This window comes from Pelotomaculum schinkii (assembly GCF_004369205.1).
GTDB lineage: Bacteria > Bacillota > Desulfotomaculia > Desulfotomaculales > Pelotomaculaceae > Pelotomaculum_C > Pelotomaculum_C schinkii.
In genome coordinates this window covers 743168-766843 of the sequence record NZ_QFGA01000001.1, presented here as the reverse complement: position 1 = coordinate 766843, position 23676 = coordinate 743168, and the positions used below count along the sequence as shown (strand labels likewise).

The following is a 23676-nucleotide window of genomic DNA, read 5'->3' as shown; positions in this document are numbered from 1 at the left end:
GAATTAGTTGAAGGATTGAAGTCTATTTTTAATGATAAGTTAGTCAGAGCCATCTTATATGGTTGGCCAAATATGTTATAGTAGACAATGTCTATTTACGTTGTTTGCATAGTACCAATATTTAATGATTATGCGATGAAAGCGAGGAAATAACTAATGTTTAGAGAAATAAGAAGAGGTAAGCAATTATTATCAATGGAAGACACCGTAGCTGTAATGGACAGATGCACAAATGGTGTCCTGGCGTGCTTAGGTGATGAAGATTATCCTTACGCAGTTCCACTTAGCTATGTCTATTTCAATGACAAAATCTATTTTCATTCAGCAAAAGCCGGACATAAAATCGATGCTATTACGAAGAACCCAAAGGTATCCTTTTCAGTAATAGATGAAGATACGATAGTAAGTGAAAAATATACAACTTATTTTCGTAGCGTTATAGCTTTTGGTAAAGCAAGAATTGTAGAAGGTGATGAATGGCTAGAAGCTTTTAAGGCTTTAGTTGAAAAGTATTCAGGAGATCGACCTGAAGAAGCCAAACATAAGGAAATAACCGGATGTACGCAAACTTATATTATTGCGATTGACGTCGAGCACATAACTGGCAAGGAAGCCATTGAATACGTCAACGCTAAAAGATAATAACTATTTTCCATACTAGTTAAAATTATGCAAGCAAAATAAGTAGCCATACTCAAAGTAATGTGTAATGATGAACAATTATTATTAAAAGCGTTCAATAATGCGAAAAAACGGAGATTGGTCTATTTTGCTAACAGCTGCTCAGGCCGAGGTCAACGCTGCAACGGATGGAAAACAGGACCACAGCACACTGTAAAGCTTATTTAATCCTTAATAAAAGCATAACGTCATACACCTTTTGTTGGCAGGTAAAGTTATAGAAGCCTTGTAAATTGGGCAAGCCTCAAGCAGGCCAAAAACTGATTGAGGCTAATTTAAAGAGGTGAGACCTTTGAGGCAGATGAGGCTGTTTATCGCCGTCAACTTTCCTGAGGAAATTAAAAGGACCTTGGGCGCCTTCATCAGGAGCCTGAGTCAGATCCCCTCCGACCTGAAGTGGGTGAGGGAGGAAAATCTGCATCTGACGGTACAGTTCCTGGGTAATGTTCCCGAAGAACAGGTTCCCGCCGTGAGCATGGCCCTGCAGAAGTCAGTGACGGGGATTGCTCCATTTAGACTGGTCCTGAAGGGCGCCGGCGCTTTTCCTTCAGTGGAGCGGCCGCGTGTATTATGGGTAGGGATAGGCGGTGAAACCGCCCCCCTCCTAATACTGCAACGCCAGGTGCAAAGGGAAATGGGATTTATGGGCTTTGAGCCGGAAAAAAGAAAATTCTCCCCTCACCTAACATTAGCCCGCGCCCGGTCTCCATACGGTTTTATCGATGTTATGGAAAAGGCCAGAGAGGATACGGGTAAAGCTTTCGGGACTGTCAGGATCGATTCGATTGAACTCATGTTAAGTGACCTGCAGGCTAAAGGTCCAAGCTATTTTGTCCTGTCCAGAGCGCCCTTATCATAGTTGTCTCTGTGGCAGCTCCTGGTCTAAACAAAGAAGAAAAGGCATAAATTTTTAATGACCAATCCCGGCGGATCAATATGCCGGGATTGCTTTCCCCCTGAAACGTTTCAAGGATTCAGGCAGGATAAACAACTTTCTTAGTAGAATTATTGTTGCACATTTCAATAGTGATACTACCTTATCGGATAGTCCCACATGCCGCCGGCGCTGCGCCGGCAGAAAATGAAATCTTAGCGATGCGGGTAGGTGCGAGCAGTTTAAGGGGTTACTGCTAATCATCATATGTACTGCATTTCTAAAGGGTCGTGTACGAATAGACCGTACCTACATTTCTTGATGTGATCTGAACTCTTATTTTTAAGATAGGTGATGGAGCATGGATATTCGCCTGCGCGCCGAGGAATTGGAACGCCGCATCATGTCGCCCTACGCCTGCCTCAGCAGCGCGAGCAAGGGCAGAGAGCGGCCGGAAGATGAATGCAATGTCCGCACCTGCTTTCAGCGTGACCGGGACAGGATACTTCATTCCAAGAGCTTCCGCAGGCTTAAATATAAAACCCAAGTCTTCACCATCCCGGAAGGGGACCATTACCGGACCAGGCTAACACATACGCTGGAGGTAGCTCAAATTGCCCGTACCGTTGCCCGCGCCTTAAGGCTTAACGAGGACCTTACCGAAGCGATCGCTCTGGGACACGACCTCGGCCACACTCCATTTGGTCATGCGGGCGAAGATGCTCTTAACGAGGTCATGGAGGGCGGCTTTAAGCATAACCAGCAGAGCCTGAGGGTGGTGGATGTGCTTGAGGGGGGGAGAGGGCTGAACCTGACCTATGAAGTCAGAGACGGTATCCTAAACCACACCGGGGACACCCGGCCCGCCACCCTGGAGGGGCAGATCGTAAAAATCGCAGATAGAGTCGCCTACATCAACCATGATATTGATGACGCCATACGCGGCGGTATCCTGACCATGGGAAATATTCCTGAGGAGTGCCTGGCGGTTCTGGGGCGGGAACACCGCAACAGGATTAACACGATGGTGCTGGACTTGGTTCAAACGAATTGGGAGGAACCCGGTGTTATTAGAATGAGTCCGGCAATCCAGTCGGCGACCGACCAACTGCGTGATTTTCTTTTTGCGCATGTCTATATCGGCTCCGATGCGAAACGGGAGGAGGCCAAAGCAAAACATGTTGTCCAAAGGCTGTTTCATCATTTCTCAGAACACGGTGAGGCTTTGCCTGAAGAATACCTCTTAAGGGTCCGGAATGCAAACACGGAGCGGGTTATCTGTGATTACATTGCAGGTATGACCGACAGGTTTGCTATCCGTTTCTATCAAAGAACCTTTTTACCGCTTCCCTGGGTGGAATAAGTTGCAATATAAGGTTATGAATTACATATTATGGCAATACTAATCAAAATATTGTCGTTATTAGGAGGAAAATTTCTTTTCGCAGCGAATATTCTTTAAATACAGAGTTTTTTGCTGAATTTATTTAATATACGCTGTAGCAGGACAATATAATTATTTGTTGAAATCATTTTATATGTTTTGTTAGCAGAAGGTGGTTTGGGTGGGCTTAATTCCTGAGGACATTGTGGAGGCAGTCCGCCAGCGGTCTGATATCGTTGAAGTGGTTTCCCGCTATGTACAACTTAAGAAAAAGGGCAAAAACCATACCGGCTCCTGCCCGTTTCATAATGAAAGGACACCTTCATTTACAGTCACGCCGGAAAAGCAGATCTTTTATTGTTTTGGCTGCGGAGCCGGTGGTGACGTTTTTAAATTTTTAATGCTTAAAGAGAACCTCAGCTTCCATGAGGCGGTAACCGTGCTGGCGCAGCAGGTGGGTGTCGCCATACCGGCCGGCGAAAGCCCGGCTCAACAGCAAAAGGAGCGGCGCTTAAGTCTATTCCGCGAGGCCAACAAACTGGCCCGTGATTACTTTCGCCAAACCTTAAAGACTCATGGCGCCGCAGCCAACGCCAGGAAATACCTGGCAAGGCGGGAGGTTACTCCGGAGCTGCAGGAAGAATTCCAACTGGGATTTGCTCTTTCTGAATGGAATTCCCTGCTCGGTTTTCTGGAGAGGAAGGGGTTAACACCTGAACAGGCAGTCGAGGCCGGGCTGGCGGTTAAAAATGAAGCAGGAAGGTATTATGACCGGTTTCGCAACCGGCTCATCTTTCCCATCTGGGATGCCACCGGGCAGGTAGCTGGTTTCGGAGGACGTGTTCTTGACGATTCCCTGCCGAAGTACCTGAACACCCCTGAAACCTTGTTTTTTAGCAAGGGCCGCCTGCTCTATGGGTTACACCTGGCGAGGACTGCAATCAGGGAAAAGGGCTGCGTGGTGGTGATGGAGGGCTACATGGATGTGGTTACCGCCCACCAGCACGGGATTAAAAACGCGGTTGCTTCCCTGGGTACAGCCTTGACCCACGAGCATGGCAGGCTGCTGACTCACTACAGCAGGGATGTAGTGATTGCCTATGACGCGGATGCAGCTGGGGAAGCCGCTACCGCACGCAGTCTGGATCTGCTGGAAGAGTTGGGCTGCCAGGTAAGGGTTTTAAGGCTCCCGGACGGGAAGGATCCGGATGAGTTCTTGAAGAAACATAGCATCCAGACATGGGAAACGCTTGTTAACGGGGCGCCGCTGCTGTTTCAATACAAACTTGAGCAGGCAGCGGGAGCAAGACCACTCAAGACGCCCGCTGATAAGCTTGAAGTACTTCGGCAAGTGTTTCCAAGCCTGGCCGGCTTCAGCAGCGAAATAGAAAGGGAAGAGGGACTAAAGCAGGCAGCCCGCACTCTAAATTTGAGTTGGGAAACGGTTTATGGAGAATTTAAGAGACTTAAGCTAATTTCGGGTAAAAAATGGACAAATCCGGATAATCTTGCTAAAAACATGCATACTATCGTTAGTAAAGTGGATACTAGCGACGCTCGAAGTAAAGCTGAAGCAGTCCTGTTGAGGTTGGCATTGGAGGACCCCTCCCTGGCCCGGACCGTCCATGAAAAAATGGGCGGTGAGCATTTTCAGGACCCGCGCTACCGAAAAATATTTAAATATTGCCTGGAAATTGCCGGAAAACCGCAATACCAGCCGGCAGAAATAGCACAATACCTTGATGATGATGAGCAGGCCTTGTTGGGCATGCTGCTGACCCAGGAAATACCCGGGGATGACCCGGTTGAAATATTACACAGCCACATTAAGTCGGTCGTTCGTTGCCGGAGGCAGGAGCGAAGAGAAAAAATACTGAAAGAAATAGGTGAGGCTGAAAAGTTGGGGAGCCATTACCATTTGCTGCGTGAGCTGATGATTTTACAGGGCATAGATGAGGCTGAGAAGGTTGGAGACCAGGCCCGCTCCAGGAAACTGCAGGAAGATTACCAGAAACTGATTGTAAGTAATACCGGGAAGTGCCCTAAAGAGGGGAGTGATGGCATGTGAGAGACGAACTCAAAACTGAAAGCGTTATGGAACTCATTGAAAAAGGAAAGAAACGCGGCGTCCTGACCTATAATGAGATTATGGACAGTCTCCAGGGTACCGACCTAACTCCTGAACAAATTGATGATATTTATGAAAAACTGGCAGGTTTGGGCATAGAAGTTGTTCCGGAAGTACCGGAAATAGAACCTATTGACGGTTCAACAATAGAAGAAACCCCGGCCGAAGAGGTTGAAGTAGATCTTACCGTCCCTGAAGGCGTGGGCATAGATGATCCCGTACGTATGTATCTCAAAGAAATCGGTCGCGTTCCCCTGCTCACTCCCGAAGAAGAAGTGGATCTGGCGAAACGTATGGAACTTGGTGATGACGGGGCCAAAAGAAGACTGGCTGAGGCCAACTTGCGGCTGGTAGTCAGTATCGCCAAGCGTTATGTGGGGCGCGGGATGCTTTTTCTGGATCTGATTCAGGAGGGCAACCTGGGTTTGATCAAGGCTGTTGAAAAGTTTGATTACCGCAAGGGCTACAAGTTCAGCACCTATGCGACCTGGTGGATTCGTCAGGCCATAACCAGAGCCATTGCCGACCAGGCCAGGACCATCAGGATTCCAGTGCACATGGTTGAGACTATTAATAAACTGGTCCGGGTGCAGCGGCAGTTGCTGCAAGAATTGGGCCGGGAACCAAGCCCGGAGGAAATAGCCAAGGAGATGAACATCTCCGAGGAGAAGGTCAGGGAAATACAGAAGATAGCACAGGAACCGGTATCTTTAGAAACGCCGATTGGGGAAGAGGAAGACTCCCACCTGGGTGACTTTATTGAGGACCACGACGCCAGGGCGCCGGCTGAGGAAGCGTCTTTCACCCTTCTGCGGGAACAGTTGGACGAGGTCTTAAAGACCTTAACCGAGCGGGAACAAAGGGTGCTTCGCCTCCGCTTCGGCCTTGACGACGGCAGGGCCAGGACCTTGGAAGAGGTCGGCCAGAAGTTTGGGGTAACGCGGGAACGGATCCGGCAGATAGAAGCCAAGACGCTGCGCAAGCTGCGCCACCCCAGCCGCAGCAAGAAGTTAAAGGACTACCTGGATTAAATGTAAAATAAAAAATACGTCTCGATGCAGGTGCGAATGAGAATTCGCACCTGCATTTTCAGGGTGGCTGGTGGTTTAAAATCATGGTTGTTTCATTAAGTATATTTTCGGAATAAATTATCAGCAAGAGATTCATTGACGGCGAGTACAAATTATCGTATAATAGTCCTTGCCGATGTTCCTCGATAGCTCAACGGTAGAGCAACCGGCTGTTAACCGGTAGGTTGTAGGTTCGAATCCTACTCGGGGAGCCATTCTTGGGCCCATAGCTCAACGGTAGAGCATCCGGCTCATAACCGGCTGGTTCCAGGTTCGAATCCTGGTGGGCCCACCATTTGAGTCGTTAGTCGTGGGTCGTGAGTCGTTGGGTTAAACCACCAACCACCAACCACACACCACCAACTACCAAAATGGCCCCTTGGTCAAGTGGTCTAAGACACCGCCCTTTCACGGCGGTAACACGGGTTCGAATCCCGTAGGGGTCACCATAATACGGGCGATTAGCTCAGCTGGGAGAGCGCCTGCCTTACAAGCAGGATGTCGGCGGTTCGAGCCCGTCATCGCCCACCATGAAACATCAGTGTAGCGCCGGAGTCAGACTTCGGCGCTATCGTTTTTTAAGAGAGGGATTACCTCTTAACTGGACTCCTGCCAGGCACTCTCACAGCACTACTACTACCTGACCAAGTATGCCAAAGATACTATAGCTATTTGATCAGAACCAGAAGATTATCGAAGCAAATAACCGCACAGTTACACTCGGGTATCCAGTTTTACAAGATACCTTTTTTGATATAGCCGATGTCCTTGATTATTGTGGTTATAGTGATTATAATATAATCATAGTTACTGTGGTTAACTTGAGGGGAGGGGTAGAGTTGAGGCCAATAAGTATTGGTATCCGTGACGCTAAAATAAATCTTAGCAAGTTGCTTAAGGAGGTCCAAAAAGGGGCGGAAGTTATTATTACCGACCGGGATAAGCCCGTAGGGCGAATCATTCCAGTTTCTGCAGAAGAAGACCTTCCCCTTGCCGAGCGTATAGCAAGCCTGGAGAGGGAGGGTTTGATCCAAACTGCTAAAAAGAAAAAAAAGGTGAGAAATTTACCTCCTCCTTTACCCTTGCCGGGTGAATTGGCCCGTAAAATGTTGGAGGAGGACAGAGGTTAGTGTATAACAATAATCCCGTTGTCATATACTGGGATGCTTCAGCCGTTTTGTCCGCGCTTTTTAAGGATAAACACAGTGAAGAGGCGGTAAACTGGTCGTGCCGGGAAGGTACTCATCTTATTTCTTCTCTTTCCTACGCCGAGGTTTATGCGGTTATATCTCGTATAAGGCGTGAAGGTCTTCTGGCCGATGTGCTTGTAAATGCCGGTTTTGAATCCTTGGAAGAAGGTCCATGGAGGCGTCTGTACCTAATACCGGATTGGGATAAGTTTAAATCCTTATCTCAAAAATGGCCGCTACGGGGCGCCGACTTATGGCACCTGGCCACTGCAAAGACGTTACAAAAAAGGTTACCGGAATTGCATTTATTGACTTTCGATAATAGATTATTGGTTGCGGCGATGGGTGAAGGTTTACAGGGACAGGATCTATGAAAGTATCTAATGCTTCGACCTTGTTTTTAGCTGTCCGGAATCTTCCTGGCCGTAGTCGGTTTCAATTTCAAAAGGGGGATTCCGTACTCTTTCAGTACCTTTTCAACCCGGTTGGCCTCGACCAGATAAGGGTCACAGAAAGTAAGTGAAACAGTGGATGACGACGTCCGCCTTGTGTTCTTTGGCCAGTTGGACCAGTTTTTCCATCCTGTATGGATGCCGTTGACAGCGAGGTGGAGTCTTTATGGGTACCGGTCAGTTTAAAGGCCACTTCCTTAAAAAGCTTGAAAATGCAAGTACCGTCGGGTAAGTATGCTGGTCCTTGGCCGATATGACAGTAAAATGAATGGGGATAAGAAACTTGCTGTCATTTACGGTACGGAGCAGTAACAAGGAGAGCTCTTGTCTGACAGCCAGTTTCGGTACAAACGCAATTCCTACACCGGCAATAACCATATGCTTTATTGTTTCCGTGTCGCTTACTTCCATCCGGTTTTTAAAATGGAATTGTTTGTCGTTTAAAAACTGTTCAACAAGAGTTCGCGCAGCAGAACCTTTTTCTCTCCATAGGAGAGTTTCTTTTTGAAGGTCTTTCGTAGAAATCACTTCTTTTTGGCTATAAGGGTGTTTATGAGAAGAAATCATGACAAGCTCGTCCTGAGAATAGGGTTCTATGTACAAGGCATGGTTTCTTCCAAGTCCGCCTAACTATGCGCAATATTCATTATACCAAATATCGACCTCAATTCGATCTGGGTATATCGATACAACTTGCCGTAAGACAAGTCATTTTCTTCCTCGGGGTGATTAAAACTCCTGACGGGGCTTCTTTGTGTTATTTTAATGAATTATTAACAATTTTGTGGTTTAATTTATAATAACTTTTTTACATATCAAGGGGGTTTCCATGAAAATAGCTTTTTTCCTTTTACCAAAAAGTGAGGTCGTTTATTTGCCATTAAAATCTACGATGCGGCAAGCCTTAGAAAAAATGGAATATCACCGGTATACGGCTGTGCCAATAATTAATGATGAAGGAAAATATGCAGGAACAATAACCGAGGGCGATTTGTTGTGGAAGTTAAAAAATACTCATGACCTGAGCTTTAAAGATACAGAAACAATTCTGTTGCGGGATATACCACAGCGTATGAAGAATAATCCTGTACAGATTGACGCTGAAATCGAAGATTTGCTTTCGCTTGCCATCGTTCAAAATTTTGTCCCTGTAGTGGATGATGGTGGATTCTTTATAGGGATAGTGAGAAGAAGGGAAATATTTGAATATCTAGCAGAGTTGTTATTAAAAAAACCATAAAACCGTTTCAAAACAGTTGTAAGCTGTTATTGCCGAAGTAAAGCGCTGACGGATCTATGTCCAGCGCTGAACTACTGGCCGAAATTAAACGCCTATTTGCTCAACCATAAGAGGCGCCCAAACAAAAGAGAGTACGGATAATTAGCTTTAACTATATATTGAAAAAGTTTGGAGGCAATTGGCTATGGAAATGAAAGATATCGTTATTATCGGCGGGGGACCGGCGGGGTTGGCGGCAGGCCTCTACGCCGCCAGGGCGGCTCTGGATGTCGTGTTGATCGAGCAGGGCGCCTTGGGTGGGCAGGCAGCCGGTACGGAGCGTATTGAAAATTACCCCGGGTTTGAAGAAGGGATTGGCGGACCGGAGTTGGCAAGACGGATGGACGTGCAGGCAAGGCGCTTCGGGTTAAATGTGCTTGATGCCAACGTACAAAGGCTGTTGCGTATGGAAAACGGCTTTGCCGTAAGGACCGGGGAGGGAGAGATTGTCACCAGGGCGGTGATTCTGGCCAGCGGGACTCAGCCGGGAAAATTAGGTATTAAAGGGGAGGAGGAACTCCACGGGCTGGGTGTGTCTTTCTGCGCCACCTGTGACGGGGCATTCTTTAAAGGCAGGACGGTCGCGGTTGTGGGCGGCGGCGACGCCGCGGTGGAGGAAGCGATATTTTTAACCCGTTTTGCCGAGAAAGTATATATCATTCACCGGCGGGGCGAGCTGCGGGCGACAAAAGTCCTTCAGGAGAGGGCGAGGCGCAATCCGAGAATTGAATTCATATGGCATTCCGTAGTGGAGGAAATCCTCGGCGCTTACTTTGTCGAAGGGATCCGGGTGAAAAACGTACAAAGCGGCGATGTGGAGGAGATAAAAGTTGACGGAGTATTTCTCTATGTCGGTACCAGGCCCAACGCCGGGCTGGTTCGCGATTTGGTAAAACTGGACGACCAGGGTTATGTAATCACCGATGAAAACATGGCGACAAGCTGTCCCGGCCTTTTTGCAGCCGGCGATGTGCGCAAAAAGCTGCTGCGTCAAGTCGTAACGGCCGTTGCCGACGGCGCTACGGCAGCCGTAGCAGCTGAAAAATATCTGGAAAGCATTGCGCGCTGAAACAAAGACCAGTTGGTTAATTGGAACAAGCGCCGGGTATCAGCTCAATGATTCTAAGGCAGGAGCCGTTTTAACCGGGCGCTGAGCCAGCCGCAGGCGTCACACCCCTTATTCAGTAACCGGCCTCTGGGCGCGGGCGCTCCGCAAACCGGACAGGTTTCCAGAATATCGCGGCGGGCCTCCCGGAGCAGACGGATCCACGGACGTAAAGCGTCCATATTACCTGCAAAGTAAGCTTTTTCCGTGTTAGTGCGGCCCAGGTAATGCATTTCCAATACCAGCTTGCCGTCCGGGCCGCTCATAATATCTTCTGCGATAAACTCTACTGCCAGCACATCAGCGGCTGCCATGCGGAACGACAGGCTTTGTCCGGAGCGTCCCAACCAGCATAGTGCGCCATCCCGCACGCAAAAGGCGCCGGACTGCCAGGCAAACTTGCCGGCGCCGTCTGTCGTCAAGTACCAGATTGTCTCGTCTATATCCGGAGACGCAAGATTAATGTCTTTAGAGCCGGCCAGGGCTTGTGCTTTTTTCAGGGTGTCCAATAAGTTCTCAATGTCTACACAATGCAGCCGCACCACGTCGCCGGAAGTCATGGTGAGCCAAACTTCCTGCCTGTTTTGATCGCTGAAGTGCGCTACCTGCCGGGTATCAATTCCACTGATCAGCCATAAATTAATATCCAGCAGCGTTTCTGAGGGTTCCTGCTGGTAGAGCAGCAGGCGGCGATTGGTCAGGTGAATCAATCCCGGCCGCCAGGCGGAATAAATACCCTTGCTGTACCAGCAAGAACCAAACAGGGAAAGGAGCAGCTGCTCTCCATCTTCCAGGCGTGGACCTGCCTCGACCTGCTTTTTTTTAGCTACGGAGCGGATGGCCTCATCCCAGTCCGTCATAAAACCGTAGCGCAGCATGGTGGACATGCCGCCCAGGGCCAGTCGTAAATTTAGCCCAAGCAGTGGAATGCCGGACACAGTAACCACCACGTCGCTGTTTAACATCAACCCTTTAGTTAAAAGACGGTCGAGAAGATCGTTGAGCGTCGCTTCCCGGCGTTGCAAAGGATATAATTGTTTGCTCTTGCTCACCATATCTTCTACCTCTCAAATGAACAAACCATGATTCTTCAATAATAAACTATGAATCGAACTTGCACAGTGCGAATGAATTCGCGATGGACAACCGGGAATTAGTATTTAAGTCGGCATAGCAAGCTGGCCGACAAAACTGTAAGGCGGCCAGGGCCCGGTAAAATCCACTGTTAAACCATCATGTTGTTGAATTTTCGCCAGTGCGACGCCTAATTCCTGCAACCGGTTTTTCTGTACCAGACAGGAAAGATTGGCGACCATGCGTGCTCCGGGCGATGTCTTTTTTATTTTTTCTACCTGTATATCTGAGCATAAAGGACGCAGCGCCCTGTAAACTTTTCTGAAGTAAACCTCCACAATATCTTCCAGGGCTTCCTTAACCGCTTGTTCCAGTTTTTCCCGATAGAGGTAGCGTGCTCCTTCCGGCTTACCCTCCAGTTCACGCTGCAGTTTTTGCAGGTGGGGGTCTTCCCGTAAGGCGGCCTGTTTTAAAGCTTCTTCAGGCGCCAGGATTTTGACCGCGTATTCTTCATTATCTTTCAGGCGCTCAAGCAGCGATTGCAATTGCTTGCTTTCCTGTGACAGCCATTCTTGCAACACCTCTTGCGGAGGGCGGTCTGCAGCGTAAATAATGGTGTTGAAACCAAAGGGCAAGATAGTATCCAGCTTTTCTTTAGCACGGTCCAACACATCCTGATGGTCGAATAGCCATTCTTTGGCCTGTTCATCGTTATCCGGCCGGTAGGGTTCGGCAGCACAGTCATGTACTACAGCGCATAAGCCTGCAGCGGCCAGGGAATAAACCCGGCGACCGTCAATACCGGTAATACCCAGTTCAATTCCTGTTTCTGCCGCGGCTACTCCGTAAAGATACAGGCCTGCGGGCTCATGTGCGGCCGGTTGAGGCTGCCGGTACAGCTGCTTCTGATCCGGCGTTTGTAGAATATCAGTAAGTATTACATCATCCGCGGGTTCCAGTGCTGCCGCAGGCGCCTGGTTTAAGGATTCCACTATGTTATTTTGCTGCGCCATTTCGTTCAGGACGATGTGGACAGCGTCCTGAACGGTTAATCGCACAATTTCCCGCACTGCAGTTCGTATTTCTTTTTCCAGTTCCATTCTTTCCAGTTCAGCCTTTACCAGCAGGCGCGCCAGCGCTTTCACCGCAGGCGAGTTCCGGTCCGCAGCCTCTTTTGCACCGTCGTCTGCCCGTTGATTCATTCTTTCACCCCTCAATCTACTTCTTCTTCCCAACGACGGGGATTAAGGATCCGGTCAACCACATCGTCGACGATACGATCCAGACCGTCCCGGACATTTTTAACGGACTCGGTTACACCTTGCTCCAACTTCATCTCTTCAATTGCCCGGTCCAAATCACGCAGTGCCCGGCCTAATCGCTCTATTTCATCCTCTTCCAGGCTGTCGTCGTCCATGCGAGCCAGTGCCTGTAATTTTAGAGCATCCTTGATGATCTCAAGCAGGGCTATGACAAGACCGAGTAAACCGTGTTTTAAATTATCGGCATCGATTTCCAGAGGCATGGCTGTACCTCGCTTATTTGTATTAGGAGATCAAAATGATCACCGGTCGCTTGAATGGTCGAATCTAATCATAACGATACCATTTCGGCAGGTTACTTCCGGTTGGCAGGAGTCTGCCCTGTCATTGAGATCAACAATTATCACCAGTTCGTTACCAGTTTCAAATACATCAACAAGGGGCTGCCCTTTAGCTGGCCTCGACCAAAAGGCGGGCTTAAGCCACCAATGGAAATTTATTTTTTCGCCTGTCGCCTGATCAACACGGCAAGAAGCAAATTCTACAACCGGCTCGCCTAAAAGGGTTGTGGCAACAGGGTTAATTACCTGGCGCAGGCAAAGTATAACCTCCATGTCGCTGTCCAGACCGGCTGCGTGTGCCAGGTCGCTGAGTTTTGCATGGCCGTGGCTGCACAAGTGCCACCATATAGCCCTGCTCCGGCAATCCAGTGCAGCCAGGAATTGTTTCATTTTTGGTCATCCATTTTCATCATGACGTCCCTCTTTCTGTCAATATTTAAGGCAAAGATGCGATCGCCTCTTTTTGTTTTTTCCCTCTGGCAGAAATCCACCCGCACCACGGGCACCCTTCAGTCAGGAGTTCTTCCTTCGGTATCCGCTTTTCACACTGCGGGCAATTTTCTTTTTCGATAATGGCCTCTTTCCAGGCGGCGGTCTCAATGTTGGTACCGGAGGGGAATTCCAGGCCATAGCGGGCTGCTGTTTCAAAGGAAGCAAGCGCCGCCCTTATTTTTACTCCCAGCAGTTCCACCCCGGCCACGGACACTACGATATCGGCATTAATCACGATGCCTTTGTCCAGCAGGCGGTCTACCAGAACCACCAGCGTGTCTTCATCTCTTTGCTTTCTGGGTCGCAGCCCATTTTCCATGCCAAAACCTCCAACCTCTTCTATTCTGTTGCTTCGGGTCGAGCTTTGCGCGGATCGTCCGGTGTCGCCCACGACTTAAGTTCCGCCAAGGCCAGGCGGAAATGCTTATTGCAGAGCGTTATAGCCGGAGGTTCCGGTTGAGACTTGAGATTTTGGGTCAAATACTCACGCACTGCAGCAAGCGCTGCCCGGTTGCATAGATGGTGGATTTCCGCGCCGGAGAAACCTGCGGTTTCGACGGCCAACCCGTCCAAATCAACATCTTCTGCCACAGGCCTTTTCCGGGTGTGCACAGCCAGGATTTGCCGGCGGGCGGCACAGTCGGGAAGCCCCAATTGCAACTGCAGGTCAAAACGGCCTGGCCGCAGCAGGGCCGGATCGATCAGATCCAGCCGGTTGGTGGCGCCCAGCACTACCACCCGCCGCAATTCTTCAATTCCGTCCATCTCGGTCAACAGTTGGCTCAACACCCGCTCTGCGACAGCGCCGCCCCCCATGCCACGGGAAGAAACCAGGGCATCTATTTCATCAAAAAAAATGATACAAGGCGCTGCCTGACGCGCTTTGCGAAAAACCTCCCGTACAGCCTTTTCAGATTCTCCCACCCATTTGGATAAAAGGGAGGGACCTTTGATCGAGATAAAGTTGGCGTTGGCCACGTTGGCCATCGCCCGCGCCAGCAAGGTTTTGCCTGTGCCGGGTGGCCCGTATAAGAGTATCCCTCGCGACGCCTGTGCTCCCGCCTGATCGAAGAGCTCTTCATATTTCAAGGGCCATTCGACAGTTTCACACAGGTGCTGCTTGATCTCGTCCAGTCCCCCTACGTCTTCCCAACCCACGTTAGGCACCTCCACCAGAAATTCCCTGGTGGCTGACGGTTCAACTTCTTCCAAGGCCTGCAGAAAATCTTGCATAGATACTCGCAGCCTGGCGACCAGGTCAGCGGGAAGCCCTTCCGTGAGCGGTTCCAGATGGGGTAAATATTTTCTGATGCGATGCATGGCTGATTCACGGCAGAGAGCTAGTAAGTCTGCTCCTACGAAGCCACCTGTTAATTCTGCCACCCGCTCAAGGTCGACATCCTCTTCCAGGGGCATGCCGCGGGTGTGGATCTGCAGGATTTCCATCCTTCCTTTGTAATCAGGCACACCAATGTTTATTTCGCGGTCAAACCGGCCGGGACGACGTAGGGCGGGATCCAGCGCATCGGGGATGTTGGTGGCGCCGATGACGATCACCTGGCCGCGCGAGCTCAGTCCGTCCATTAAGGTAAGCAGTTGGGCCACTACACGTTTCTCGACCTCTCCGGTAACTTCGACCCGCTTGGGCGCAATGGCGTCGATCTCATCCAGAAAGATAATGCTCCTGCTCTTTTGAGCGGCCTTTTCAAAAATTTCCCTTAACTTGGCTTCGCTTTCGCCGTAAAATTTATTGATAACTTCCGGTCCGTTAACGGATAAAAAATAGGCGCCTGCTTCATTGGCCACAGCACGTGCAATCAATGTCTTGCCTGTGCCCGGAGGGCCACACAATAACACACCTTTCGGTGGTTCAACACCAAGGTGCTGAAATAAAGCCGGATACTTGAGGGGCAGTTCAATCATTTCCCGAATCCGGCCCAGTTCCTTACCCATGCCGCCGATATCCTCATAGGTGATTTGATTGGCCTTTTTTATACCCGAGCCTTTGAGCTGCAACACTTCTACCACGGTGTCCTTTTTAAGCAGCACAAATCCTTCGGGTATTGTGTCTTCTATCACAAATTCCTGGTTTCTTAAGCCCAATAATGAAATTCTTACCTTGTCTCCTTTAATCAGGGGCATGCCTTGCAGCGAACGGCTGATAAAGGCCGCGTCCATCTGGGTAGTTCCAGAGCCGATGGGGGTCATAATTATTTTTTTGGCGTTCCGGCTGGCCACACTGCTGACTGGAACTGTGTCACCCAGGCTAACACCGGCGTTTTCCCGGATAATCCCATCAATCTGCAGTAATTTTTTACCCCTGTATTCGGAGTGGGCAGGCAGGACCCGGGCAGCCGTCCGGCGTCCGGCGCTGATAGCCACCAGTTCCCCGATTTCCAGTCCCAGCGCCTGGATATCGGCAGGGTCCATCCGGGCGATACCCCTGCCGACATCCTTGCCCAAGGCCTTGGCTACAATAAAAGTCAGCTGCTCATTCAATTTAAATTATTCACCTGCTTTTGATACTTAGTCCTGCACGTCTAAGAGTACTTCCAGGATGCCGTTACGGATGGATTTTCGCATAGTGCCGGGTTTTACCCGGTGAGGCAGAGCTATGGATTTGTTGAAAGGCTCATCCTTGGCCCAGACGGTTAAATAAAGGATATTTTCTTTGATGTGAAGGACTATATCTTCATCTGAAACTGCAGGTATCTCTACTACTACCCGGACAAAGTCACCCTCGTCAAATACGTCTATTACCGGATCGCTATTTTTAAAGATAATATCCTGCTGTGCGCCGCCAGGCATAGTGTCGCAGTCGCCGGGAGGTTTTTTCCCCGGCAAACCGGTCTTCAAGGTAAAACCATAACAGCAGCCGAGTCCCTTACGATCCGTTAAATTGCCGAAGGTCCCCGTCCTGTTTATCTCAGTCTTTCTCTCGGAATCCATTTTTTGTACCAGATCAACCATCTCACCGATGCCTCTCAGAATACTACCCAGAATATCGCCATCGCTATCGTTTTTCACTAAATAACACCTCCGGCCGTCCGGATCGCTCCGGGGATATCGAAAAGTTCTCAAAAAAAAAGCTTTTCCAAGCACATTACAGGTTTTGTTTGTATAGTATATGGGATGCTCCGACAAAGGTGACGGGGGCAGAAGTAATAATGACAGAAAATTCGGAGGAGAATGGTTTTGTTATTCTGAGTATTCATCCGATTCCTCTTCCATTTGTTCCTTATATTCTTCAATTTCTTGAAGGCGTTCAATCAGGGCATTCTCCATACGTTCGTACATTTTTTCGCTTATTTCTCCAATATCCAACAAATATTGAAGCCTGCGGAGCTCTTCATATACTTTTTCTTCGTCACAGAATTCCTTCATAACCTCTTTATGAATTTCTTTAAATACAAACATGAGCCCTTTAAATGGAGACAAAAGTATATCGTCAACTATAAACATACACTACCTCCAGGTCACCAGCTAACCTTAACGAAATTATAGGGGGTCCAGGGGCCTGAATACTTAAAGATAAATCTTTCCTGGTACTTATCATACAAATCTTTTACGGCTTGATCGAAAATTTCAATATGATCACTTTTTACAAGAAATGCTGCGTTAAAGACCATTTTTTCACCGGTAACGGGGTTAAGAACGGAGTCGTCCGCCAGTTTTTTAAGTGGCTTAAAAATCAACCTGACATATTCATCTCTTTTATCCAGAACCTTTTCCTCAATAATCTTGCCTGCCTCTATAGCGATAGCGTACCGGTCCTTTTTCCTGATTCCATATTCTTTTTTCAATGTCTCGATCTTTTTGTCTCCAATTTCTTTTACAAAAGCATCCTGTTTCCAAAATATTTTTAACCCAAGCTCTATCCGGCCTTTGATTTTGCTCAACAAGTGGTTTATTTCATCAAAATTTTTATCCAATATTTTCTCTGCCTCGTTATTGTTCTTGAATACAGTTCCAAATCTCAGGGGCAGGAGATCTATTATTTCTTGCAATTGCGTAACAACTTTTTGATGATTGAGTATATTTTTTCGAGTGGGTTGCCAACTGGCTTGCGCTGCTTTCTTAACAATAACGGCAATTCCCCGGTGTGAAATAAAAAAAAGATCAGCGGGAAGCTTGGCGCGTAAATCTCTTTCCTGCTCCAACTGAATAATGCAGTATGCATAAAGCCCTTGGGAGATTTTCATTCATCCTCACCTATTTTTTGCGAATTTAAAAGGTTACCGGTTAATTATGGGTTACAAGGTAGGCCTTATAAATATTTATCAATAAGTGAAAGGACGTGGGGATATACTTCCTTTTGATTTATTACCTTGTGCCTGCTTTCAGAAAACAGTATTTCCGCCACCATATTTTTTGTTATACTGCTTCTATATTTTCTAAAATCTTCATTATCCAAAACCCTGGCGATTTTGATGCAGGTCCTGACGGTACAGGTTTTTGATGATGAGACAATGACCCGGTAGTCCCGGACTATGTCAACAATTTTGCCGGCATCTTCATCACTCAGGCAGGAATTGGCCATGGTTATGGCAACTTCAGTCTCCCGGTCCATTTCGTTCAGCTCGATCGTGACCATGCGATCTTCCAAGGCAGCCTGTGTTTTGTGCACTCCCGCGTATTCTAAGGGATTACTGGTAAATATGATGCGAAATTCAGGATGCACTGTTATCGATTGTTTTTCCGCATCGAAACCCGGCAGAAATAAAACGCCCTCTTCCAATACCGATAGCAAAATGTTATTTATGGTAGGGCGGGTTCTGGAAAATTCGTCATAAACCAAAACATGCCCGTCCCGGCAGGCCTTGGTTAGTTGTTTATCAAGCCATCTTAGCTGAAAATCTTCTTCAATCGTATAAACATTATGGATAAAATTATCAACGGTTTTCTTACGGCGGTAACCGTAGTTACCCCCAATCAAATCTGCAGAGCTAAAGTCGTTATTTCCGTATATAATACTGAAAGGTCTTCCGAGGGACCTGGCGACCTTGAGAGCAAGTGTGGTTTTTCCTGTTCCTGACGGCCCGCTAAAATGTATTGAGAGCCCTGCGTTGAGGTACCTTAGAGCCCTCTCGGAGATTTCATGTAAAAATGTTGTTTCAACAAAACTTTGGTTTTTGTAGAAAATCTTTTGTTCAGGCAGCTTGAATCACCCCTATAAGTCAAAAAAATTTGTTTTCTTCTGAAAGAAGAAAACAGGAAACAAAAACATTCTTTCATGAAGCAGAATAAAACGAATCTATATAACTGTGTTACAGTCTATAAGACTGTTTTATCTAGGCTTTTTCTTCTTCCTTGTCGGGTTCAATGGGGTAAATTGTCAGCGAGCCGCGTTCCATTAGGGCTATCCTTTCAAAGTTGGTCACTTCGTAATTGTTATCCATAGATACATCATATATAGCCATGAGATCACCCTTGGCGTGTCTCCTCATGTATTCTACTTCTTCAGGTACCTCTATTTTTACTTTCCAACAGTCTTCTCCCCGGCTCACCCCAACAACCTTTCCTGGTTTGCCTAGTACTTCAGAAAAAAAATCTTGCACAGTTCTTATCACTTTTTTTATAACCATGCTATTTTCTCATGGCCGCCAATGCGCCGGCAGCATCGCTACGATCTTTAAAATAGGCATATAATATTTTAGAGACTTTTTTTTCGTTCTCCGAATTTTTTATTTTTAATTGCTTTTCCGTTTCTGCGCCAAGCCGGAGCCTATTGTCGTAGTACTTGCTGACAAGATCGGTTGTTTGTTTTATGATACAATCAATGTTAGCTGTTCTATCTTTGCAACTATTTTTAAACATATCACACCAGGATTGCATACTTATCGTTAATGACATGGGATAACCTCCTTCAATATGTGTTGATAATTGCCGGGACCATTAAATGACCCCGGCAATACCTTTTTTATGCAGCGTGCGGATGCGGGTGTGGGCCGGCCGTTAGTCCAACAGCTTCAGCGTACATCAACCAGGTCTCAACGGAAGCGATAACGACCCGGGCTTCAATAGCCAAAAGCTCGATGCCGACGAGGGCTACCCTTACAAAAGCGTCAATTACTATACCTTTTGTCAGGATTCTGTCAACCACTTCGGCCAAACTTGATGCTTGAATACTGTGTCTCATAATATTCTCCCCTTTCTTTGGTTTTAATATATGGTATTAAAACAAAGGTTGTTGTGTTACATACAGCGCCTGCCTGGTAAGGTATATATTTTTACCAGTACATTAAAATGGCATTATTGGATATATTGACTTAAAAATGATATCTACTATACCGCTCGTACCATCTTTCTGTCATCATAATTTCCGCAGAATTTATCCTGTTCAACAGCCCAGTCAGTTATATAGTGGTTTATGTTCCACTCCACACAAACTTGTGTGGAAGATAGTATCAGATTAGAATAGGTCCTAATCCATTCGGGGCTAATATGCTTAAAGGCAAAGGTTCCACTTTTGCAGATAAGAACGATCCAGTAATAGTTACCGCACCGGCTGAAGGTAAAAATACTTTCGCTGGCGCACCCGCTGCCCGGACAGTGACGCGTCAGCTTCGATTCTGGTTTTACCCTGCCGAGTATCTCCAATACTTCGGATAACTGAGAATCCTCGTTGATATTTTCATCCATCAAAAAATCCCCCTTAAAATAGATATGTTTTGACCGGTTAACACATGATATGCCAACAATATCCATTTTGTTACATTTACTTATTAAATGATCGCAGCGGTTGGGATAGGTTGCTGCTAGAATTTCGAAAAAAAAGAACGCCCGTTTCGAGCGAACATACTGGGTAATCAATACAAAAATTATCTCTTAATCACGGTTGTGTCTATGTCCTTAAGGTTGCGATTAACCTTTTAGGATTTAACAGCAGGTCCAGCCCGGCGTTGATATCATTTACCACAACGTCTGAGGCTTTGAGGGCCAGGGTGGAAGTCCCCTCCGGACCGAGCACGGCCACGCCTACGGCCGCGCGGGCAAGCATGAGCGCGTCGTTGTTGCCGTTACCTACAGCCATAACCCCTTCCGGGCCGAGGGTTTCAACATATTGCTCTTTTTCAGGGCCGCCTGTTGCTGAAGTAAGGATGTGAATGACTGCTTTTATCTCCCGGCATGAAGATTTACACAACCCAAAAGTGTCTGCCGTGATGATATGCACCTTTACATTTTCCGCCAGTAGGTTGAGCCTTTCCTTGACGCCAGGGATCAGGTTGCCGTCGCACCCCAAGGTCCCGTTGTAGTCCAGGACGATATGCTGAAAAGTTATAGCGCCTCTACCTGGAATAGTGATTGTAATCATAATCCACCTCAGGTTCTGTATGTTTCTAATACTGCACTCTATAAGTATTTTAAATGATCAACCTCAGACATGTAAATTCGAAAAAGCCACATGCCATTTAAAACCCCTGTCCGACATGTGGTAATTTTTCCAGGTGATTCTGAATATAATTTGGAATAATAAGGTAATTGGACAAGGGGTGACTGTGATGGCCGGGCGCTGGTATGCCTTAACCGGGGAAGAAGTTCTGACGAAGCTGCAAACCGATAGTAAAAAAGGTCTTAATGAGAAAGAAGTTAAAGAAAGGTTGGGGCGTTTTGGTCCCAATGAACTGGCCCGTGCCGCCAAAACGTCACTATGGAGTCTTTTTGCAAACCAGTTCAGAGATTTTATGGTCCTGGTGCTGCTGGCGGCTACCTTTATATCAGGACTGTTGGGCGAATATGCCGATGCTGTTACCATTATGATAATCGTGGTGGTTAACGCCATTCTTGGTTTCGTCCAGGAGTGCCGTGCCGAGCGATCCATAGAAGCTCTGAAACAGCTTACCGCGCCGGAGGCCAGGGTGGTACGCAGCGGCCAGGAACGCAAAATCCCTGCCTCGGAGCTTGTTCCCGGGGACCTGGTCTTATTGGAAGAGGGCGACAGGATTCCAGCCGATCTGCGGCTTTTGCTGACCGCCAACCTGGAAATAGAAGAGTCATCTCTTACCGGCGAGTCTGTACCCGTACGGAAGCGGGAAGAAGCTCTACCCGGTCAGGAAGTTGCCCTGGCTGACGCCCGCAACATGGCCTACCTTGGCACCGCGGTTACACGCGGGCGCGGGCGGGGTGTGGTAATCCACACCGGCATGTCTACGGAGATGGGGCAGATATGCGGCATGATCCAGGAAGCCGGCCAGGAAGAAACCCCGCTGCAGCGCCGCCTGGGACAGCTCGGCAAAGGGCTGGTGGCTTTTTGCCTATTGATTTGCGCGGCGGTGGTAGTGGTGGGTATTGCCCGGGGCGAAGAAGCTTACCAGATGTTCCTGGCCGGGGTTAGTCTGGCGGTAGCTGCTATACCTGAAGGACTTCCCGCCATTGTAACCGTGGCCCTGGCCATAGGGGTCCAGCGGATGATCCGGCGTCATGCCATCATTCGCAAGCTGCCCGCTGTAGAAACCCTGGGCTGCGCCACGGTAATTTGCTCTGATAAAACCGGTACCCTGACCCAGAACCAGATGACTGTCAGGAAGGTTGTCATAAATGGTGATGTGTTTGACATAACCGGAGAAGGCTACGATCCCAAGGGTGAATTTGAGGGAAGAGGGGACATGCGGGATATAAAGTTTACCCTGCTGATGAAGGCGGCGGCCTTTTGCAACAATGCCGTGCTGGAACGGGGAGGAGTCAGTGTCGCAGGGCTTTTCAGAGGATTAGTGAAGGGACGGCCCGCTCATGACTGGTCGATCCTGGGAGACCCTACCGAAGGAGCGCTCCTGGTGATGGCCGCCAAGGCCGGTTATTGGCGGGAGAGGCTGGAGCTTAAAGAGCCGAGGATCGCCGAACTTCCTTTTGACTCGGACCGCAAGCGCATGACTGTCCTGCACCGGCAACCATCCGGAAAGGTTGCGGCCTATGTCAAGGGAGCGCCGGACAGTATCGTTGAACTTTGTACCCACACTTACCGGGGCGGGATCGCGGTCCCCCTCTCGGCGCGGGACAGGGAAGAAATCCTGCGCCACAACGGGCTGCTGGCAGAGAAGGCCCTGCGCGTGCTGGCATTTGCCTACCGGGAGCTGCCGGCCGGAGCGGAAGAATTATCGGAGGAGGCTGTTGAGCAGAGGTTGGTTTTTTTAGGTCTGGCCGGCATGATCGACCCGCCGCGGCCTGCCGCCGTAACCGCTGTTCATACCTGTCACAGAGCAGGCATCAAAGTAGTTATGATTACCGGCGACCACCCGTTGACAGCCCGCGCCGTAGCGCTAGAACTGGGCATTCTGTCCAAGAAAGGCGATATCCTGACGGGCACTGAAATTGACCGGTTATCGGACAAGCAACTGCAGGAGGCCGCGGGGAAGGTATCCGTATATGCCAGGTTGTCGCCCAAGCACAAGCTTAGGATTGTCCGCGCCTTAAAGCAGTCGGGCCATGTGGTGGCGATGACCGGGGATGGGGTTAATGACGCGCCGGCGGTTAAGGAAGCTGATATCGGCATCGCCATGGGGACGACCGGGACGGATGTCACCAAAGAAGCCTCGGCCATGGTGCTGTCGGACGATAATTTCAGCAGTATTGTCGCCGCCATCGAAGAAGGCAGGGGCATCTACGACAACATCCGGAAGTTTATTCGCTACCTGCTTTCCTGCAATGTGGGGGAAGTGCTGACCATGTTTCTGGCCGTACTGGGGGGCTTACCCCTCCCGCTGGTACCGATCCAGATCCTGTGGATGAATTTGGTCACCGACGGCCTGCCGGCCATGGCCTTGGGGGTTGACCGGTACGACCGTGACATTATGAACCGGCCGCCGCGCCATCCCAAGGAGAGTGTGTTTTCCCACGGCATGACCTGGCGTATTGGCCTCAACGGGGTGGTAATAGGAGCCGGTACCCTGCTTGCCTTCCGGATCGGCCTGTCACTGGGCGACCTGGCCCTGGCCAGGACCCTGGCTTTTAACACCCTGGTGTTCTTTCAGTTGTTTTATGTTTTCATCTGCCGTTCCGAATTTCACAGCATTCTCGAGGTGGGGCTGGGAACCAATCCCTATCTGGTGGGGGCCGTTCTGTTTTCCGCTACGCTGCAGCTTGCCTCGGTATATGTGCCATTTCTGCAGCCGGTCTTCCACACCGTACCTTTGAACGGCGAGCACTGGGCCATTATCCTGGCGATTTCTTCAGCTCCTATTGTCTGGGGCACCCTGTTCAGGAGCATTGCGGAACGTGCCAAGGAAAAAATAATGTATCTGAAAGTATAAGTAAACAGGCGCCAAATGGATTTAGTTTGGCTATACAATTATTTCAATTTATGGTTCTTGATTTTGGTAAGATTAGATGTATAATATAAGTTAATTA

General features: G+C 48.6%; 26 protein-coding genes and 4 tRNA genes. 14 read left to right on the top strand and 16 right to left on the bottom strand.

The genetic code is table 11. The features are described 5' to 3' along the window. Positions 1-156: 156 nt before the first annotated feature. The 11 genes from Psch_RS03695 to Psch_RS03645 all read left to right on the top strand — a co-directional run bounded on the left by Psch_RS03695 (position 157) and on the right by Psch_RS03645 (position 7701). Positions 157-642 carry a pyridoxamine 5'-phosphate oxidase family protein gene (locus Psch_RS03695; RefSeq protein ID WP_190239163.1) on the top strand — a complete coding sequence of 162 codons (486 nt, stop codon included), beginning with the start codon at positions 157-159 and terminating at the stop codon, positions 640-642. A 340-nt stretch (positions 643-982) separates the two neighbouring features. Further along, positions 983-1540: an RNA 2',3'-cyclic phosphodiesterase gene (thpR, locus tag Psch_RS03690; protein WP_243124025.1), complete on the top strand. Its 558-nt coding sequence runs from the start codon at positions 983-985 to the stop codon at positions 1538-1540. Positions 1541-1916: 376 nt separating this feature from the next. Beyond that, the gene (locus Psch_RS03685; protein WP_190239161.1) at positions 1917-2918 is read left to right on the top strand and encodes a deoxyguanosinetriphosphate triphosphohydrolase; all 1002 of its coding nucleotides are present in this window, start codon (positions 1917-1919) and stop codon (positions 2916-2918) included. Positions 2919-3120: 202 nt separating this feature from the next. Beyond that, positions 3121-5007, top strand: coding sequence for a DNA primase (gene dnaG / locus Psch_RS03680; protein ID WP_190239160.1), 1887 nt, complete (start codon positions 3121-3123; stop codon positions 5005-5007). Beyond that, entirely contained in the window at positions 5004-6098 is a 1095-nt protein-coding gene (gene rpoD, locus Psch_RS03675; RefSeq protein WP_243123942.1) for an RNA polymerase sigma factor RpoD, read from the top strand. Before dnaG ends, rpoD begins: the two co-directional genes overlap by 4 nt. Positions 6099-6277: 179 nt before the next feature. Then, positions 6278-6352: transfer RNA gene (locus Psch_RS03670), tRNA-Asn, on the top strand. 5 nt (positions 6353-6357) lie between these two features. Continuing rightward, positions 6358-6432, top strand: a tRNA-Ile gene (locus Psch_RS03665). Positions 6433-6510: 78 nt separating this feature from the next. Beyond that, positions 6511-6586, top strand: a tRNA-Glu gene (locus Psch_RS03660). A gap of 6 nt (positions 6587-6592) precedes the next feature. Continuing rightward, positions 6593-6668 (top strand) — tRNA-Val (locus Psch_RS03655). Between the two features lie 308 nt (positions 6669-6976). Beyond that, the gene (locus Psch_RS03650; RefSeq protein ID WP_190239159.1) at positions 6977-7267 is read left to right on the top strand and encodes a type II toxin-antitoxin system Phd/YefM family antitoxin; all 291 of its coding nucleotides are present in this window, start codon (positions 6977-6979) and stop codon (positions 7265-7267) included. Next, complete coding sequence (locus Psch_RS03645; RefSeq protein WP_190239158.1) at positions 7267-7701, top strand: type II toxin-antitoxin system VapC family toxin; 435 nt, start codon at positions 7267-7269, stop codon at positions 7699-7701. The genes Psch_RS03650 and Psch_RS03645 overlap by 1 nt, the downstream gene beginning before the upstream one ends. Before the next feature lie 255 nt (positions 7702-7956). Here Psch_RS03645 and Psch_RS03640 read toward each other — a convergent pair whose 3' ends face one another. Beyond that, a complete protein-coding gene (locus Psch_RS03640; RefSeq protein WP_190239157.1) occupies positions 7957-8382 on the bottom strand; it encodes a LysR substrate-binding domain-containing protein in 426 nt (141 codons plus the stop codon). Positions 8383-8608: 226 nt separating this feature from the next. Here Psch_RS03640 and Psch_RS03635 point away from each other — a divergent pair, with 226 nt between their 5' ends. Next, positions 8609-9019 carry a CBS domain-containing protein gene (locus Psch_RS03635; RefSeq protein ID WP_190239156.1) on the top strand — a complete coding sequence of 137 codons (411 nt, stop codon included), beginning with the start codon at positions 8609-8611 and terminating at the stop codon, positions 9017-9019. A 184-nt stretch (positions 9020-9203) separates the two neighbouring features. Continuing rightward, positions 9204-10127, top strand: a complete 924-nt coding sequence (trxB, locus tag Psch_RS03630) for a thioredoxin-disulfide reductase (RefSeq protein WP_190239155.1) — start codon at positions 9204-9206, stop codon at positions 10125-10127. 53 nt (positions 10128-10180) lie between these two features. Here the strand turns inward: trxB and Psch_RS03625 are convergent, their stop codons facing one another. The 15 genes from Psch_RS03625 to Psch_RS03555 form a co-directional block, all read right to left on the bottom strand. Then, a complete protein-coding gene (locus tag Psch_RS03625) occupies positions 10181-11218 on the bottom strand; it encodes a gas vesicle protein (protein ID WP_190239154.1) in 1038 nt (345 codons plus the stop codon). Positions 11219-11323: 105 nt separating this feature from the next. Then, positions 11324-12439, bottom strand: a complete 1116-nt coding sequence (locus Psch_RS03620) for a GvpL/GvpF family gas vesicle protein (RefSeq protein WP_190239153.1) — start codon at positions 12437-12439, stop codon at positions 11324-11326. Positions 12440-12450: 11 nt separating this feature from the next. Next, entirely contained in the window at positions 12451-12762 is a 312-nt protein-coding gene (gvpK, locus tag Psch_RS03615) for a gas vesicle protein GvpK (RefSeq protein WP_190239152.1), read from the bottom strand. A gap of 39 nt (positions 12763-12801) precedes the next feature. Continuing rightward, complete coding sequence (locus tag Psch_RS03610; RefSeq protein ID WP_190239151.1) at positions 12802-13230, bottom strand: hypothetical protein; 429 nt, start codon at positions 13228-13230, stop codon at positions 12802-12804. A 46-nt stretch (positions 13231-13276) separates the two neighbouring features. After that, on the bottom strand, positions 13277-13651 hold the full coding sequence (locus tag Psch_RS03605) for a gas vesicle protein (RefSeq protein WP_190239150.1): 375 nt from the start codon (positions 13649-13651) through the stop codon (positions 13277-13279). Between the two features lie 20 nt (positions 13652-13671). Next, positions 13672-15831 (bottom strand): CDC48 family AAA ATPase, encoded by a 2160-nt coding sequence (locus tag Psch_RS03600; RefSeq protein WP_206663717.1) that lies wholly within the window; start codon positions 15829-15831, stop codon positions 13672-13674. 27 nt (positions 15832-15858) lie between these two features. Further along, positions 15859-16359: an Hsp20/alpha crystallin family protein gene (locus Psch_RS03595; RefSeq protein WP_190239149.1), complete on the bottom strand. Its 501-nt coding sequence runs from the start codon at positions 16357-16359 to the stop codon at positions 15859-15861. Between the two features lie 171 nt (positions 16360-16530). Further along, positions 16531-16794, bottom strand: a complete 264-nt coding sequence (locus Psch_RS03590; protein WP_190239148.1) for a gas vesicle protein GvpG — start codon at positions 16792-16794, stop codon at positions 16531-16533. Positions 16795-16808: 14 nt separating this feature from the next. Next, on the bottom strand, positions 16809-17534 hold the full coding sequence (locus Psch_RS03585; protein ID WP_190239147.1) for a GvpL/GvpF family gas vesicle protein: 726 nt from the start codon (positions 17532-17534) through the stop codon (positions 16809-16811). A 65-nt stretch (positions 17535-17599) separates the two neighbouring features. After that, positions 17600-18475 (bottom strand): gas vesicle protein GvpN, encoded by an 876-nt coding sequence (gvpN, locus tag Psch_RS03580; RefSeq protein ID WP_282432447.1) that lies wholly within the window; start codon positions 18473-18475, stop codon positions 17600-17602. A gap of 148 nt (positions 18476-18623) precedes the next feature. Next, positions 18624-18917, bottom strand: coding sequence for a gas vesicle protein GvpO (gene gvpO, locus Psch_RS03575; RefSeq protein WP_190239146.1), 294 nt, complete (start codon positions 18915-18917; stop codon positions 18624-18626). A gap of 1 nt (position 18918) precedes the next feature. Continuing rightward, positions 18919-19185: a hypothetical protein gene (locus tag Psch_RS03570; protein WP_134218555.1), complete on the bottom strand. Its 267-nt coding sequence runs from the start codon at positions 19183-19185 to the stop codon at positions 18919-18921. A 67-nt stretch (positions 19186-19252) separates the two neighbouring features. After that, positions 19253-19471 carry a gas vesicle structural protein GvpA gene (gene gvpA, locus Psch_RS03565; RefSeq protein WP_134218556.1) on the bottom strand — a complete coding sequence of 73 codons (219 nt, stop codon included), beginning with the start codon at positions 19469-19471 and terminating at the stop codon, positions 19253-19255. Between the two features lie 146 nt (positions 19472-19617). Further along, positions 19618-19974: a hypothetical protein gene (locus Psch_RS03560; protein WP_190239145.1), complete on the bottom strand. Its 357-nt coding sequence runs from the start codon at positions 19972-19974 to the stop codon at positions 19618-19620. Between the two features lie 202 nt (positions 19975-20176). Further along, positions 20177-20647: an HAD family hydrolase gene (locus Psch_RS03555; protein ID WP_134218558.1), complete on the bottom strand. Its 471-nt coding sequence runs from the start codon at positions 20645-20647 to the stop codon at positions 20177-20179. 187 nt (positions 20648-20834) lie between these two features. Here Psch_RS03555 and Psch_RS03550 point away from each other — a divergent pair, with 187 nt between their 5' ends. Continuing rightward, entirely contained in the window at positions 20835-23579 is a 2745-nt protein-coding gene (locus Psch_RS03550; RefSeq protein ID WP_190239144.1) for a calcium-transporting P-type ATPase, PMR1-type, read from the top strand. The last annotated feature ends 97 nt before the right edge of the window (positions 23580-23676 follow it).

Bases quoted from the DNA above. Each gene is read 5' to 3' on its own strand.
- thpR (WP_243124025.1), top strand. From the start codon at position 983: ATGAGGCTGTTTATCGCCGTCAACTTTCCTGAGGAAATTAAAAGGACC.
- Psch_RS03620 (WP_190239153.1), bottom strand. From the start codon at position 12,439: ATGAATCAACGGGCAGACGACGGTGCAAAAGAGGCTGCGGACCGGAAC.
- Psch_RS03590 (WP_190239148.1), bottom strand. From the start codon at position 16,794: ATGTTTATAGTTGACGATATACTTTTGTCTCCATTTAAAGGGCTCATG.
- Psch_RS03585 (WP_190239147.1), bottom strand. From the start codon at position 17,534: ATGAAAATCTCCCAAGGGCTTTATGCATACTGCATTATTCAGTTGGAG.
- Psch_RS03560 (WP_190239145.1), bottom strand. From the start codon at position 19,974: ATGGATGAAAATATCAACGAGGATTCTCAGTTATCCGAAGTATTGGAG.
- trxB (WP_190239155.1), top strand. From the start codon at position 9,204: ATGGAAATGAAAGATATCGTTATTATCGGCGGGGGACCGGCGGGGTTG.
- Psch_RS03605 (WP_190239150.1), bottom strand. From the start codon at position 13,651: ATGGAAAATGGGCTGCGACCCAGAAAGCAAAGAGATGAAGACACGCTG.
- Psch_RS03625 (WP_190239154.1), bottom strand. From the start codon at position 11,218: ATGGTGAGCAAGAGCAAACAATTATATCCTTTGCAACGCCGGGAAGCG.
- gvpA (WP_134218556.1), bottom strand. From the start codon at position 19,471: ATGAGACACAGTATTCAAGCATCAAGTTTGGCCGAAGTGGTTGACAGA.
- Psch_RS03695 (WP_190239163.1), top strand. From the start codon at position 157: ATGTTTAGAGAAATAAGAAGAGGTAAGCAATTATTATCAATGGAAGAC.
- Psch_RS03685 (WP_190239161.1), top strand. From the start codon at position 1,917: ATGGATATTCGCCTGCGCGCCGAGGAATTGGAACGCCGCATCATGTCG.
- Psch_RS03635 (WP_190239156.1), top strand. From the start codon at position 8,609: ATGAAAATAGCTTTTTTCCTTTTACCAAAAAGTGAGGTCGTTTATTTG.
- Psch_RS03570 (WP_134218555.1), bottom strand. From the start codon at position 19,185: ATGTCATTAACGATAAGTATGCAATCCTGGTGTGATATGTTTAAAAAT.
- Psch_RS03555 (WP_134218558.1), bottom strand. From the start codon at position 20,647: ATGATTACAATCACTATTCCAGGTAGAGGCGCTATAACTTTTCAGCAT.
- Psch_RS03610 (WP_190239151.1), bottom strand. From the start codon at position 13,230: ATGAAACAATTCCTGGCTGCACTGGATTGCCGGAGCAGGGCTATATGG.
- gvpO (WP_190239146.1), bottom strand. From the start codon at position 18,917: ATGGTTATAAAAAAAGTGATAAGAACTGTGCAAGATTTTTTTTCTGAA.
- Psch_RS03550 (WP_190239144.1), top strand. From the start codon at position 20,835: ATGGCCGGGCGCTGGTATGCCTTAACCGGGGAAGAAGTTCTGACGAAG.
- gvpK (WP_190239152.1), bottom strand. From the start codon at position 12,762: ATGCCTCTGGAAATCGATGCCGATAATTTAAAACACGGTTTACTCGGT.